The 14,394-nt window shown below is 70.7% G+C and carries 12 protein-coding genes and 1 pseudogene; 5 read left to right on the plus strand and 8 right to left on the minus strand.

Annotated features, from left to right (window positions below; genetic code table 11):
* Window positions 1-10: 10 nt before the first annotated feature.
* Complete coding sequence (locus tag AB0J06_RS02420) at window positions 11-757, minus strand: methyltransferase domain-containing protein (RefSeq protein ID WP_357423747.1); 747 nt, start codon at window positions 755-757, stop codon at window positions 11-13.
* Window positions 758-836: 79 nt separating this feature from the next.
* Here AB0J06_RS02420 and AB0J06_RS02425 point away from each other — a divergent pair.
* The 4 genes and pseudogenes from AB0J06_RS02425 (at window position 837) to disA (ending at window position 5,539) form a co-directional block, all read left to right on the plus strand.
* Window positions 837-1,707, plus strand: a pseudogene (locus tag AB0J06_RS02425) (UbiA family prenyltransferase).
* Between the two features lie 135 nt (window positions 1,708-1,842).
* The gene (locus tag AB0J06_RS02430) at window positions 1,843-2,622 is read left to right on the plus strand and encodes a hypothetical protein (RefSeq protein ID WP_357423749.1); all 780 of its coding nucleotides are present in this window, start codon (window positions 1,843-1,845) and stop codon (window positions 2,620-2,622) included.
* A gap of 91 nt (window positions 2,623-2,713) precedes the next feature.
* Window positions 2,714-4,144 (plus strand): DNA repair protein RadA, encoded by a 1,431-nt coding sequence (gene radA, locus AB0J06_RS02435; RefSeq protein ID WP_357423751.1) that lies wholly within the window; start codon window positions 2,714-2,716, stop codon window positions 4,142-4,144.
* A gap of 207 nt (window positions 4,145-4,351) precedes the next feature.
* The gene (gene disA, locus AB0J06_RS02440; protein WP_357423753.1) at window positions 4,352-5,539 is read left to right on the plus strand and encodes a DNA integrity scanning diadenylate cyclase DisA; all 1,188 of its coding nucleotides are present in this window, start codon (window positions 4,352-4,354) and stop codon (window positions 5,537-5,539) included.
* A gap of 3 nt (window positions 5,540-5,542) precedes the next feature.
* Here disA and AB0J06_RS02445 read toward each other — a convergent pair whose 3' ends face one another.
* The 3 genes from AB0J06_RS02445 to AB0J06_RS02455 form a co-directional block, all read right to left on the minus strand.
* The gene (locus AB0J06_RS02445; protein ID WP_357423755.1) at window positions 5,543-6,250 is read right to left on the minus strand and encodes a hypothetical protein; all 708 of its coding nucleotides are present in this window, start codon (window positions 6,248-6,250) and stop codon (window positions 5,543-5,545) included.
* A gap of 96 nt (window positions 6,251-6,346) precedes the next feature.
* A complete protein-coding gene (locus tag AB0J06_RS02450) occupies window positions 6,347-6,907 on the minus strand; it encodes a peptide deformylase (RefSeq protein WP_357423757.1) in 561 nt (186 codons plus the stop codon).
* Window positions 6,904-7,416: an ACT domain-containing protein gene (locus tag AB0J06_RS02455; protein ID WP_357423759.1), complete on the minus strand. Its 513-nt coding sequence runs from the start codon at window positions 7,414-7,416 to the stop codon at window positions 6,904-6,906. The genes AB0J06_RS02450 and AB0J06_RS02455 overlap by 4 nt, the downstream gene beginning before the upstream one ends.
* Before the next feature lie 173 nt (window positions 7,417-7,589).
* Here AB0J06_RS02455 and AB0J06_RS02460 point away from each other — a divergent pair, with 173 nt between their 5' ends.
* Window positions 7,590-8,477: an A/G-specific adenine glycosylase gene (locus AB0J06_RS02460; protein WP_357423761.1), complete on the plus strand. Its 888-nt coding sequence runs from the start codon at window positions 7,590-7,592 to the stop codon at window positions 8,475-8,477.
* An 85-nt stretch (window positions 8,478-8,562) separates the two neighbouring features.
* Here the strand turns inward: AB0J06_RS02460 and AB0J06_RS02465 are convergent, their stop codons facing one another.
* The 4 genes from AB0J06_RS02465 to AB0J06_RS02480 all read right to left on the minus strand — a co-directional run bounded on the left by AB0J06_RS02465 (window position 8,563) and on the right by AB0J06_RS02480 (window position 14,392).
* Entirely contained in the window at window positions 8,563-11,094 is a 2,532-nt protein-coding gene (locus tag AB0J06_RS02465; protein WP_357423763.1) for an ATP-dependent Clp protease ATP-binding subunit, read from the minus strand.
* A gap of 418 nt (window positions 11,095-11,512) precedes the next feature.
* Window positions 11,513-11,863 (minus strand): Lsr2 family protein, encoded by a 351-nt coding sequence (locus AB0J06_RS02470; protein WP_357423765.1) that lies wholly within the window; start codon window positions 11,861-11,863, stop codon window positions 11,513-11,515.
* Between the two features lie 86 nt (window positions 11,864-11,949).
* Window positions 11,950-13,404: a lysine--tRNA ligase gene (gene lysS / locus AB0J06_RS02475; RefSeq protein WP_357423957.1), complete on the minus strand. Its 1,455-nt coding sequence runs from the start codon at window positions 13,402-13,404 to the stop codon at window positions 11,950-11,952.
* A 229-nt stretch (window positions 13,405-13,633) separates the two neighbouring features.
* Window positions 13,634-14,392 carry a type III pantothenate kinase gene (locus AB0J06_RS02480; protein WP_357423767.1) on the minus strand — a complete coding sequence of 253 codons (759 nt, stop codon included), beginning with the start codon at window positions 14,390-14,392 and terminating at the stop codon, window positions 13,634-13,636.
* Between the last annotated feature and the right edge of the window lie 2 nt (window positions 14,393-14,394).

Raw genomic sequence — 14,394 nt, forward strand, 5'->3', positions numbered from 1 at the left:
CCCTTCGGTCCTACCCCGTACCCATCGACGCCGGGCGCTTCCCGTCCTTGGCCCCCCGCCCCTGATAGAGCACGGCCGTCGACCAGGTCGGCACGATCTGCGCCCGGCGGGCGGCGGGCGCCCCCCGGCCCGCCCGCAGCAGCCAGCGCAGCAGGGCGGGGACGGTCGGCCGGACGCCGCGGACCTCCAGGCGCACGCCATGCCGGACGCATTCCGCCGCGAGCCGCCGCGGGTCGACGAAGAGCGCCGGGTCGTGGATGCCGCGCGGGACCCCGGGCATCCGCTCCCCCAGCCCGACCGCGAGCACCCGGCTCAGCAGCGTGGCGTTGAGCGTGTCCAGCACGAGCAACCCGCCGGGGCGCAGCACCCGACAGACCTCAGCCACGGTCGCGGTCAGGTCGGGAACGTGTTCCAACAGCTCACCGGCGGCCACCACGTCCACCGCGCCATCGGCGACCGGAAGCGCCGCGGCGTCACCCACGATCGCGGTCACCCCGTGCTCCGCCGCCTGATCCAATGCGGAACGCACCAGATCGACGCCGACGTGCCGGTAGCCCTTCGCCCGTATGTGCGGGGCGAGCAGCCCCGCCCCGCACCCGATGTCGAGGAGCACCGAGTCCGGCCGGCGGGCGGGCGGCACGAGCCTCGCCCGGGCCTCGGCGAGCCAGTGCAGCAGCTCGAAGGCACCATCCGGCCGCCACCATTCCCCCGCCAGCCGGTCGTACTGCCGGGGATCGTTGCGCGGCAGATTGCGCATGGTTCTGAGCGTGACACGACCGCCCGGTAACAACCAGACTTCCCCTATGTCATCTGGGGTGTTAGGCCATGTCTGACAGATTCCGCCGCAGCGCGCCGGCATCGCGACGCGGGTCCGGATCCGGGATGGGGCTGGTCCGCGCGAGTCACCCCGAGCCCGCGGTCGCGGTCACCACCGTAACGGCCCTGTTGGCGTGGGGCGTCGGGCACGAGCCCGGCACCGGGCTCGCCGTCGCCGGCGCGATCCTGGCCAGCCAACTCGCCGTCGGCTGGATCAACGACGCGCTCGACGCGGATCGCGACACGCTGGCCGGCCGGGCGGACAAGCCGATCCCGACCGGCGCCGTACGCCGGCGGACCGTGGTGATCGCCGGGGTGCTGGCCGCGCTGACCACACCACTGGTGGCGCTGCACGCCAACGGGGTCGCCGCCGCCTGCATGACCCTCGCACTGGTGTCGGCGCTGCTCTACAACTGGCCGCTCAAGACCACCCCGGTCTCCGTCCTCCCCTACATGGTCTCGTTCGGCGCCCTGCCGGCCTTCGTCGTGCTGGCGCTGCCCGGCAGTCCCGCCCCTCCGGTCTGGCTGGTCGCCGCCGGGGCGCTGCTCGGCGGCGGCGCCCACTTCGCCAACGTGCTGCCGGACTTCGACGACGACGCCCGGACCGGCGTGCGCGGCCTTCCGCACCGGATCGGCCCGGCGCGGTCGCGACTCGCCGCGATGGGGCTGCTGCTCGCGGCGACGCTCGTGCTGGTCTTCGGACCGCCCGGACCGCCGTCGTCGGCCGGCCTCGCCGCGGTCGTGGCCGCCGCCGTGGTGCTGCCCGTCGGGTGGTACGCCAGCCGCGCCGCGCAACGGCGGGGAGCCCGGTCGGTGGCCGTCTTCCGCGCGGTGATGGTCGTGGCGGTCGTCGACGTGCTGCTGCTGGTGGCCGTCGGCCGGGTGGTGTGACGTGGTGTTTCGCGGAATGGCGGGTCGGCGCCGATCGCGGATCACGGGCAACTACGCTGGAACGCGGTCTGCGCGGGTGTAACCACCGCGCCCGGTGCCCAGTGTCGGGCGCTGATCGCAACGAGGAGGACCCACGTGACGCGCTCGATCCGGGGAACGCGCCGGGCCGCGGTGCTGCTGGCCGGCGCCGCCGCCACCACCCTGCTGGTGTCCGGCTGCGGAGCAGGTCAGATCGCCGAAACCGCCGCGAAGGCGTCGGCCGTGCCGGGAGTGAACGTCGACTCCGCGGACGGTTCGATCCAGCTGCGCAATCTGCTGGTCGCCTACAAGGACACGAAGGGCTACCCGCAGGGTGGCAGCGCGCCGATCACGGTGGCGATCTACAACGCGTCCGATGCCCCGATCTCCGTACGGGTCACGAGCGCCCCGTCGACCGACCCGACGGCCGGGGACACCCTGGTGTCCGGCCGGTCGGTCGTGCTCGGCCGTGGCGCTTCGGCGAGCCCCTCCGCCTCGGCCACCCCGGGTGGCGCGGCCGGCGCGAACGCTTCGCCCAGCCCCAGCGGTTCGGCCAGCCCGAGCGGTTCCGCGAGCCCCAGTGGTTCCGCGAGCCCCAGTGGTTCGGCGAGCGCGAGCCCTTCCGCCAGTGCTTCCCCGACACGGGAGCCCGAGCGGCCCGCGGTGATCACCGTCCCGGCCGGCGGCTCGGTGCACTTCGGCGTGGACAGCCGCGAGCCGCTGCAGGTGACCGGGCTCGACAAGGCGTTCGTCCCCGGCAAGTCGGTGAACCTGCTCTTCGAGTTCGAGCGCAACGGCAAGCGGCAGGAGATCCGGACGACAGCGCCGATGGTCGTGCCGCTCAGCCCGGCGCCCCGGGGCAGCAACGAGCACGAGGACGCCACCAAGGCGCACTGACGGCTGAGCACGACAACGAGTTACCGGCCGGGCCGGGCGTGGCGAGCCACGCCCGGCCCGTTTCGTCTTACCCGTTGGCTAGCGTTCTGCCGTGACTTCCCGATCCGGCCCCCGTGCCACTGCCGCGCGATCGCGCGAGCCCCGGCCGGCCTTCGAGTGCGACGCCTGCGGCCACCAGCCCCCGAAATGGGTGGGGCGGTGCCCGGAGTGCGGCGAGTGGGGGTCGGTGATCGAGTCGACCCTGACGGGTCCGGTCGTCTCCGGCCGGGTGGTGAGCTCGCGGATGCCCGCCGAGCCGGCCCGCCCCATCTCGACGATCAGCGCCGCGCCGGCCAAGGCCCGCCCGACGGGGGTGGCCGAGCTCGACCGGGTGCTCGGGGGTGGACTCGTGCCCGGCGCGGTCGTGCTGCTCGCCGGTGAGCCGGGGGTGGGCAAGTCGACCCTCCTGCTCGACGTCGCCCAGCAGTGGGCGGCCGGCTCGGGCACTCCCTCGCTCGTCGTCAGCGGCGAGGAATCGGTGAGCCAGGTGCGGCTCCGGGCGGAACGGATGGGCGCCCTGCACGACCAGCTCTACCTGGCGGCGGAGAACGATCTGGGCGCGGTCCTCGGCCACCTCGACGCGGTCAAGCCGGGGCTGCTCGTGCTCGACTCGGTGCAGACCATCTCGACGCCGGGGACCGAGGGCGTGCCGGGTGGGGTCACGCAGGTCCGCGCGGTCACCGCGGCGCTGGTCTCCATCGCGAAGGAACGCAACATCGCCACCGTGCTGGTCGGCCACGTCACCAAGGACGGTCAGGTCGCGGGGCCCCGGGTGCTCGAGCACCTCGTCGACGTGGTCCTGCACTTCGAGGGCGACAAGCATTCGTCGCTGCGCATGGTGCGTGGTGTGAAGAACCGGTTCGGGGCCGCCGACGAGGTCGGTTGCTTCGAGATGCACGAAGGCGGCATCACGAGCCTGGCCGACCCGTCCGGGCTCTTCCTGACCCGCTACGCCGAGGCGGTTCCCGGCACCTGCGTGACGGTCGCGATGGAGGGTCGCCGGGCGCTGCTCACCGAAGTGCAGGCGCTCATCGGGGCGACGGTGGCGGGATCACCACGACGCACGGTGTCGGGACTGGACGGCGCCCGGCTGGCGATGGTCCTCGCCGTGCTGCAGCGCCGCACCGAGCGTCTGACCCTGCACGACCGGGAGGTCTTCGCGGCGACCGTGGGTGGCATCCGGGTGGTGGAGCCGGCGGCGGACCTCGCCGTCGCGCTCGCCGTCGCCTCCGGCGGGCTCAACCTGGCGATCGCACCGCGGCTGGTCGCGATCGGCGAGGTGGGGCTCACCGGCGAGGTGCGCCGGGTCGGCGCGGTTCCCCGCCGCCTGGCGGAGGCCGCACGCCTCGGCTTCCGGTTCGCACTGGTGCCCCCCGGCTGCGGGCCCGAATCGACCGGAGTTAAGCCGGAGAACATGCGCGTGACAGAGGTCACTGACGTCCGCGCGGCGCTGCAGTGGGCGGCAAAGGTGTCGGCCGAGTGATGCCGCCGCGGCGTCCGCCAGGGGTTATTCCGGCCGGCACCGCCGGACAAGAGCCGCCAACACGGCTCAACCGGGCAGCCTTCGGCCTCCGGATCGACGGGCGTAGCCGCATCCCTCTCCTGCGCCGCGCGCTGCGGCCCGGCCGCCCGGGGCAGAGCGCAGTAACCGCGACAGCACCGAGCGCATGACGGTCCGTAGACTGTGCCCGTGCCGATCGACCGCGATGCGAACAGAGCCGCCAGCGCCAGCCCCCCGGGCCGCGCCGGCGTCGTCGGCTCGCCTGCGCGCCCCATCAGCGTCAGCGGGAGCACCCTGAGCGGGTCCGGCCCCACCGGGGACCCACTCCGCGCCAACCTCGCCCTGATGGCCCCCGGGACCGCGCTGCGCGACGGCCTGGAGCGGATCCTGCGGGGACGCACCGGCGCCCTGATCGTGCTCGGCTACGACAAGGTGGTCGAGTCGCTCTGCACCGGCGGCTTCCCGCTCGACGTCGAATTCTCGTCCACCCGCGTGCGCGAGCTGTGCAAGATGGACGGCGCGGTCGTGCTCTCCAGCGACGGCACCCGCATTGTGCGGGCCGCCGTGCACCTGATGCCGGACCCGTCCATCCCGACGGAAGAGTCCGGCACCCGCCACCGCACCGCTGAGCGGGTCGGCCGGCAGACCGGCTACCCCGTCATCTCGGTCAGCCAGTCGATGCGGATCATCAGCCTCTACGTCAACGGGCAGCGGCACGTCCTCGACGACTCGGCGGCCATCCTGTCCCGCGCCAACCAGGCGCTCGCGACGCTGGAGCGTTACAAGCTACGGCTGGACGAGGTCTCCGGCACGCTCTCCGCCCTGGAGATCGAGGACCTGGTGACGGTCCGCGACGCGGTCGCCGTCGTACAGCGCCTGGAGATGGTCCGTCGGATCGCCGACGAGATCTCCGGTTACGTCGTCGAGCTCGGCACGGACGGCCGGCTGCTCGCGCTGCAGCTCGACGAGCTCATGGCCGGCGTCGACGCCGACCGCACGCTGGTCATCCGCGACTACCTGCCGATCGGCCGGAAGGCCCGCACCCTCGACGAGGCGCTGGTCGAGCTCGATCTGCTGACGTCGACCGAGTTGATCGACCTGGTCGCGGTCGCCAAGTCGATCGGCTATCCGGGCGCATCCGACGCCCTGGACGCCGCCGTGAGCCCGCGCGGGTTCCGGCTGCTCGCCAAGGTGCCGCGCCTGCCCGGCATGGTGGTCGACCGGCTGGTCGATCACTTCGGGAGCCTGCAGCGGCTGCTCGGCGCCACCGTCGAGGATCTGCAGGCGGTCGAAGGCGTCGGCGACGCGCGCGCCCGCGGCGTACGGGAAGGGTTGTCCCGGCTCGCCGAGGCCTCCATCTTGGAACGCTACGTCTGACCGTCAGGCCTTGATAGTGAGCTTCACCGGGTCACTCACCTTGCTGCCGACGCGACCGAAGAGCTGGTATTCGCCGGGCTGCGGGTACGGGCCGGCAGCCGTGCCGTTGGCGCAGCGGCTGGAGTCCCGGCCGTTCCAGGAGACCTGATATTCGCGTTCGAAGCCGGGCGCGAACGCCTCCACCCTCGACCCCTTGAGGACGCCGCACTTGTCGGACGACCAGACCGGCTGGGCAGCCAGCTTGATGTAGATCTCCTGCAGGTCCGCGCCCACGTCGCGGCTACAGGTGCGGTTGGCGAGGTTCTTGATTTTCAGCCGGAGTTCGATCGTCACACCCACCTTGGGGGCGTTCTGCGACGCGACCGGAGTCACCGAGATCTCCGCGTCCGTACACGCGTCACCGACCGGCACCCCCGGCGCGGCCGGCTCCGGGGCCGGCTGGCTCTCACCCGGCGGGTCGGCGCTCTCCGCCGGTGGAACGGCTTCCTCCGACCCGGGCGGGGCACCGGTCTCCGGTGTCAGCAGGGCCGGGCCGGTCGGCGTCGGAGCGTTGGGGCTCGATGAGCCGCTCGCTCCGGTCTTCTCGCCGGAACGTCCGGGACCGCTGCAGGAATAGGCGAGGACCATCAGGAACAGAAACAACGCGCCGAGCACGACGGCTCGTCGCCGCCAGTAGACGGCGGATGGCAGTGGGCCGACCGTCAGTCGCATGATGCCCTCACCGTATCGGGGTGGATCGCGTCGGTCCCGGCGACGCGCCGGGGTGACGCGCACAGGCGCGTCCCCGATTTCAGAGACCGTTGTGCGTCACAGGTACACCTTGCGTTGGTATACCGCATGCGCCCCCGCGACCCGGTCCAGGAAGAGCAGCCCGGCGCAGTGGTCGATCTCGTGCTGCAGGGCACGCGCCTCGAACCCGTCGGTGGACAACCGTACCGGCTCGCCGGTCCCGGGAAGGACCGCCTCCACCACCACACGACTCGCGCGCTTGACGTCACCGGTCAGGTCCGGCACCGACATGCAGCCCTCGCGGCCCGGCCGCCACCGCGTCGCGTCGACCAGGGTGGCGTTGCAGAGCACGAAGGTCCCGTGGACCGTCAGCGATTTCGGATGGCCGGTCACGTCGACGGCGAACACCCGGGCGCCGACGCCGATCTGCGGGGCGGCCAGACCGACACAGCCGGGCGACACCCGCATCGTGGCGATCAGATCCGCGGCAAGCTGAACGGTCTCCGCGGAGGTCGGGTCCACCTCCTCACCCGCCCGGCTGAGCACCGCGTCGGGAGCCGTGACGACCGGCTGTACCTGCCCCGGTACGCCGAGCGCGTCGACATCCCAGCCACCCAGGGCGGTAGTCTCGCCGCTCACAGCACGTCCGACTCGGAGCGCCGCAGGGTCACCTCGACGTCGAGGCGGGCGGCCACCTCGGCGAGCCGGGCCGACACCTGCTCCTCGACGTCCGGCGCCAACTCCACCTCGGCGATGAGGACGTAGAGCGGCCCGGTCAGCCGGGTGGTGAGGTCGGTGACGCTTCCGCCGGACTCGGCCAGCACGCGGGTCACCGCCGCGACGATGCCGAGGCGGTCCGCGCCGTACACGCTCATCAGGTACGGCTCGCCGGCCTGCGAAGCCTGCCCGTCGGAGCGGACCGCCCGTACCGTCGCCAGCAGTTGGCCGTCGGCGGTCAGCGGTTCGAGCGCGGTTTCGACGTCGGCGACGGCGGGCCCCGAGCAGACCAGCGTCATCGCGAAGTGCCCACGCAACCGGGTCATGGTCGAGTCCGTCAGGTTGGCGCCGAGCCCGGCGAGCACCTCCGCGACGTCCGCGACGATGCCGGGCCGGTCCTGACCGATCACGGTGATCGCGAGCTCATTCATCCGGGCAGTCTGCCCGATCCGGAGCTGCGGCCGGGGTGACCTGGCCGGCGCGTCCACGCTGCGGGACGTGACGGTCGTCATGCGGCCCCGGACCGCATCCGGATGCGGAGGCTATCCCCCGGCGGTGACCCGGCGGCACGGCACGGCGGGGGCGTGACAGGATCGACGGCGCTATGTCGGAGACGAAGCTCGCCGCCGCGGTGACCCGGTGGTACGACGAGAACGCGCGCGATCTGCCGTGGCGGGAGCCCGACGTCGGGGCGTGGGCGATCCTGGTCAGCGAGATCATGCTGCAGCAGACCCCGGTCGTCCGGGTGCTGCCGGCCTGGCGGGCGTGGCTCGCCCGCTGGCCCACCCCGGCGGCGCTGGCGGCCGATACCCCGGCTGAGGCGATCCGCATGTGGGGCCGGCTGGGCTATCCGCGGCGGGCGCTGCGGCTGCGCGAGTGTGCGATCGCGATCGTGGAGCGGCACGGCGGCACGGTCCCGACGGATCTGGACGAATTGCTGGCGCTGCCGGGCGTGGGCACCTACACGGCGCGCGCGGTGGCGGCGTTCGCGTACGGGCAGCGGCATCCCGTGGTGGACACCAACGTACGACGCTTCGTCGCGCGCGCCGTCGCTGGCGAACCCGACGCCGGGCCCGCGACCCGGCCGGCGGATCTCGTGGCGACGGCGGCGCTGCTCCCGGTTGAACCGGCCGCCGCGGCCCGGGCGAGCGCCGCTTTCATGGAGCTCGGCGCGCTGGTCTGCACCGCCCGGGCGCCCCGCTGCGGCGACTGCCCCGTGGCGCTGACGTGTGCCTGGCACGCCTCGGGCCGCCCCGCGCCGACCGGTCCGACGCGCCGTCCGCAGCGGTACGCCGGCACGGACCGGCAGGTCCGGGGAATGCTGCTGGCCGTACTGCGGGAGACGGCCGGTCCGGTGCCGCGCGAGCGGCTGGACCTGGTCTGGGCCGACGGCGTGCAGCGGTCGCGGGCGTTGGCGGGTCTGGTCGAGGACGGGCTGGTCGAGGTGGTCGGCGACGCCTGTGTGCTCGCCGGCGACCACCACGTCACGTGACCCGGAAGTCGTGAGCAGAAACGAATCGGCCCCGGTCGGGCGGCGGAGCCGCTCGACCGGGGCCGATTCCTAACTGACCAGCCGATTACTCGTCCGCACCAGCGGCGGCGGTCCCGCCGAGGTCTGCCGGCACGGCGTCCGGCACGGCGACGGGCTTCTCCGCGCCGCGGAACACCAACTTGGACTTGTCGGTGTCCTCCGGGTCGCCCTCGCAGTCGATGACCACGATCTGACCCGGCTTGAGCTCGTTGAACAGGATCCGCTCCGACAGGTTGTCCTCGATGTCGCGCTGGATCGTCCGACGCAACGGCCGGGCGCCCAGCACCGGGTCGAAGCCCTTCTTCGCCAGGTACTTCTTGGCGTTGTCGGTCAGCTCCATGCTCATGTCCTTGTTGCGGAGCTGAGTCTCGATCCGCTGGATCATGATGTCGACGATCGAGAGGATCTCGGTCTGCTGGAGCTGGTGGAAGACGATCGTGTCGTCGATCCGGTTCAGGAACTCCGGGCGGAAGTGCTGCTTCAGCTCGTCGTTGACCTTCTGCTTCATCCGCTCGTAGTTGGACTCCTGGTCCTCCGACGCCTGGAAGCCGAGCGACACCGCCTTGGCGACGTCCCGGGTGCCCAGGTTGGTGGTCAGGATGATCACCGTGTTCTTGAAGTCCACGATGCGCCCCTGACCGTCGGTGAGCCGACCGTCCTCGAGGATCTGCAGCAGCGTGTTGAACACGTCGGGGTGGGCCTTCTCGATCTCGTCGAAGAGGACCACCGAGAACGGCCGACGGCGCACCTTCTCGGTGAGCTGGCCACCCTCGTCGTACCCGACGTAGCCGGGGGGCGCCCCGACCAGCCGCGACACGGTGTAGCGGTCGTGGAACTCGCTCATGTCGAGCTGGATCAGCGCGTCCTCGCTGCCGAAGAGGAACTCGGCGAGCGCCTTGGAGAGCTCGGTCTTACCCACGCCGGACGGACCGGCGAAGATGAACGAGCCCGACGGACGCTTCGGGTCCTTGAGGCCGGCCCGGGTGCGGCGGATGGCCTTGGAGACCGCCTTGACGGCGTCCTCCTGGCCGATGACCCGCTTGTGCAGCTCATCTTCCATGCGCAGCAGCCGGGAGGTCTCCTCCTCGGTGAGCTTGTAGACCGGGATGCCGGTCCAGTTGCCCAGCACCTCGGCGATCTGCTCGTCGTCGACCTCACTGACGACGTCGAGGTCGCCGGCCTTCCACTCCTTCTCCCGCTGGGCCTTCTGCCCGAGGAGCTGCTTCTCCTTGTCGCGCAGCTGCGCGGCCCGCTCGAAGTCCTGCGCGTCGATCGCGGACTCCTTGTCGCGACGCACCTGTGCGATGCGCTCGTCGAAGTCACGCAGGTCTGGCGGCGCGGTCATCCGGCGGATGCGCATCCGCGCGCCGGCCTCGTCGATCAGGTCGATCGCCTTGTCCGGCAGGAACCGGTCGGAGATGTAGCGGTCGGCGAGCGTGGCGGCGGCCACCAGCGCGGCGTCGGTGATGCTCACCCGGTGGTGGGCCTCGTAACGGTCGCGCAGACCCTTGAGGATCTCGATGGTGTGGGCCAGCGACGGCTCACCCACCTGGATCGGCTGGAACCGCCGCTCGAGGGCGGCGTCCTTCTCCAGGTGCTTGCGGTATTCGTCGAGCGTCGTCGCGCCGATGGTCTGCAGCTCGCCACGGGCCAGCATCGGCTTGAGGATGCTCGCCGCGTCGATCGCGCCCTCGGCGGCGCCGGCGCCGACCAGGGTGTGGATCTCGTCAATGAACAGGATGATGTCCCCGCGGGTGCGGATCTCCTTGAGCACCTTCTTGAGCCGCTCTTCGAAGTCGCCGCGGTAACGGGAACCGGCCACCAGCGCACCCAGGTCAAGCGTGTAGAGCTGCTTGTCCTTGAGCGTCTCCGGGACCTCACCCTTGATGATCTTCTGGGAGAGCCCCTCGACGACCGCGGTCTTACCGACACCCGGCTCGCCGATCAGGACGGGGTTGTTCTTGGTGCGGCGGGAGAGCACCTGCATCACCCGCTCGATCTCCTTCTCGCGCCCGATGACCGGGTCGAGCTTGCCCTCGCGGGCGGCCTGGGTGAGGTTGCGGCCGAACTGGTCCAGCACGAGGCTGGTCGACGGCGCGGCCTCGCCCGGGGCGGCACCGGCAGCGGCCGGCTCCTTGCCCTGGTAGCCGGAGAGGAGCTGGATGACCTGCTGGCGCACCCGGTTGAGGTCGGCGCCGAGCTTGACCAGCACCTGGGCGGCAACGCCCTCGCCCTCACGGATCAGCCCGAGCAGGATGTGCTCCGTGCCGATGTAGTTGTGGCCGAGCTGCAGCGCCTCGCGCAGAGACAGCTCCAGCACCTTCTTGGCCCGCGGCGTGAACGGGATGTGCCCGCTCGGCGCCTGCTGACCCTGGCCGATGATCTCCTCGACCTGCTGGCGGACGCCCTCCAGGGAGATACCGAGACTCTCCAGGGCCTTCGCCGCCACGCCCTCACCCTCGTGGATGAGGCCGAGCAGGATGTGCTCTGTGCCGATGTAGTTGTGGTTGAGCATCCGGGCCTCTTCTTGGGCCAGGACGACAACCCGTCGCGCTCGGTCGGTGAACCGCTCGAACATGCCCTCGTGCTCCTCACGTGCCGTGCGCCATTGATCTGGCGGGGCCAGCGCCCGGACGTCCAGGTGGACGCCCGTGGCAACACTCTATCGCCGCGGACCGACTCTGCTCCTGCCGTGTCTTGCCCGACCGGACCCTCTCCGCGACGTTTTATCCAACTGTGCAGGCTCCACGGCTGTTCCCCACGCCGAGCCGTCTACGCGCTGAGCGAAATCCCGCCGAGCGCGTCGCGCCGTAGCGTCGTCCACAGCCCCCGACGCTTCCGTCCACAGCCTGTGGACAACCCGTCCACGGCTGTGGACAACTCACAGGAGCGGACAACCACCCTTAAAAAAGGACAGAAAACCCAAAGGCACCGGGTACGCGGCGCAGACGCGCCACGGTCCCGGTGCCAGATGGCCAGCCCTGTTCGGGCAGAGCTCAGCGCCCCGCCTTGGCGTGGTATTCGTCAACGATCTCCTGCGGGATCCGGCCGCGGTCGGAGATGTCCTTGCCTTCCTTCTTGGCCCAGGCGCGGATCGCCTTGTTCTGCTCGCGGTCAGCCGCGGCACCACCGCGCCCGCGGGCCGCGCGACCGCCGACCACAACGCCGCCGCGGCCCATCTTCGAGCCCGCCGCCACGTACGGGGCGAATACGTTCCGCAATTTGTCGGCGTTCTTCGTCGACAGGTCGATCTCGTACTGAACGCCATCGAGCGAGAACTTGACGGTCTCGTCCGCGTCGCCGCCGTCCAGGTCGTCGACCAGCTTGTGAATGATCTGCTTGGCCACGGGCCGGTATCCTTTCGAGCAGGGTGTTCCGCAAACAAGAGAACAATAGCTTGAAAGATGCGCCGGACGTCAATAGGACCCGCGAACTACTCGGGACGAACCAACGGGAACAGGATGGTTTCCCGAATACCGAGGCCGGTCAGGGCCATCAGCAGCCGGTCGATTCCCATTCCCATGCCGCCCGCCGGAGGCATTCCGTACTCCATGGCGCGCAGGAAGTCCTCGTCCAGCTGCATGGCCTCGTCATCGCCCTTTGCCGCCAACTGCGCCTGCGTAACCAGTCGTTCACGCTGAACAACCGGGTCGACGAGTTCGCTGTACGCCGTCGCCAACTCGAAGCCGAGCACGTAAAGGTCCCACTTCTCGGCGAGGCCCGGCCGCTCGCGGTGCGCGCGGGTGAGCGGGCTGGTCTCGATCGGATAGTCGCGCACGAACGTCGGTTGGCGCAGCCGCGGCACGACAAGCTCTTCGAAAAGCTCCTCGGCGAGCTTGCCCGGTCCCCACTTCGGGTCGACGGGGAGATTGTGCTTCTCGGCGTACTGCACCAGACGCGCCATGTCGGTCTCGACCGTCACCTCCTCGCCCAGCGCCTCGGAAAGCACGCCGTAGAGCGTTACCGACCGCCACTCGCCGCCCAGATCGAACTCCGTGCCGTCGGCGTGGGTAACCACGTGCGATCCGGTCATCGCGCGCGCCGCGTCCTGCACGAGTTCGCGGGTGAGCGTGGCCATGGTGTCGTAGTCGCCGTACGCCTCGTAGCTCTCGAGCATCGCGAACTCCGGCGAGTGCGAAGAGTCCACGCCCTCATTACGGAAGTTCCGGTTGATCTCGAAGACGCGGTCGATGCCGCCGACCACACAACGCTTGAGGAAAAGTTCCGGAGCGATTCGCAGGTACAGATCAGTATCGAGCGCATTGCTGTGCGTCACGAATGGGCGGGCGGTGGCGCCGCCGTGCAGCAACTGCAGCATCGGCGTCTCGACTTCGAGGAAATCGCGCCGGTAGAGCGATTCGCGGAGACTGCGGACAACCGTCGAGCGGGTGCGCACGGTCTGCCGGGCCTGCGGCCGCACGATCAGGTCGACGTACCGCTGCCGGACCCGCGCCTCCTCGCTCAACTGCTTGTGCGCCACGGGAAGCGGCCGCAGCGCCTTTGCCGTCAACTCCCACGACTCCGCCAGAACAGAGAGCTCACCGCGACGGCTGGTGATCACCTCACCGGTCACGCCGACGTGGTCCCCGAGGTCCACCAGGCGCTTCCACGCCTCCAGCCGCTCCGGGCCGACTCGGTCGAGGGAGAGCATGGCCTGCAACTCGGTCCCGTCGCCCTCACGAAGCGTTGCGAAGCAGAGCTTGCCGGTGTTGCGGAGGAAAATCACCCGTCCGGTCACCGACACCGTCTCCCCGGTGGCCGTGTCGGTCGGCAGCTCGGCGAAGCGGTCGCGGAGCTCGGCGAGGCTGGTGGTGCGCGGATAGCCCACCGGATAGGGCTGAACGCCCTCGGCGAGCATGCGTTCCCGCTTCTCCCGGCGGACCCGCATCTGCTCCGGTAGGTCGTCGGTCACGTCAAAAGCTGCGGGCGTCTGCTCGGTCACGTCAAGCTTCCTCAGAAATGGCTTCGGCGGTTTCGGCAAGCGTACTCAAGGCCCATCTGCCGGGTTACCGGATAACGGGGCGACGGAATGTGTGACCGGAACGGCGTGTCCGCGATGACTGGTTCCGGCCCGGCTGCCATCGAAGGTGGCGGCGCGTCCGCCGCCACGCGCGGCGTCAGATGTTGCGTTCGTAGACCATCCGCAGCCCGATCAGCGTGATCATCGGCTCGTGGTGCGTGATGCTCCGGCATTCCCCCATCACAACCGGGGCGAGCCCGCCGGTGGCGATCACCGCCTTCAGCTCCCCCAACTCCTCGGCCATCCGCTCCACGATCCGGTCGACCTGTCCGGCGAAGCCGAAATACATGCCGGACTGCAGGCATTCGACGGTGTTCTTGCCGATGACCGAACGCGGTTTCGCCGGCTCGACCTTGCGTAGCTGCGCCGCCCGGGCCGCGAGCGCGTCGAAGGAGATCTCGATTCCGGGGGCGAATGCGCCGCCGAGGAATTCACCGCGCGCGCTGATCACGTCGAAGTTGGTCGTCGTGCCGAAGTCGACCACGATCGACGGACCGCCGAACAGGGCGTGCGCGGCCAGCGTGTTGACCACCCGGTCCGCGCCCACCTCCTTCGGGTTGTCGATGGCCAGCTGCACGCCGGTCTTCACTCCGGGCTCCACCACGACGCTCGGGATATCGCCGTAGTAGCGGGCGAGCATGTTCCGCAGCGAGCGGAGCGCGGCCGGAACGGTGGAGCAGGCGGCCACCCCGGTGATCTCGACCGCGTCGCCGGCCAGCAGGCCGCGGAACATCAGCCCGAGCTCGTCGGCGGTGGACCGGGCGTCGGTCTTGATCCGCCAGGAGTGGACCAGTTTCTCCCCGTCGAACGTCGCCAGCACGGTGTTGGTGTTACCGATGTCGATGCAGAGCAGCACGG

The sequence above is a fragment of the Micromonospora sp. NPDC049679 genome (assembly GCF_040659735.1).
GTDB lineage: Bacteria > Actinomycetota > Actinomycetes > Mycobacteriales > Micromonosporaceae > Micromonospora_I.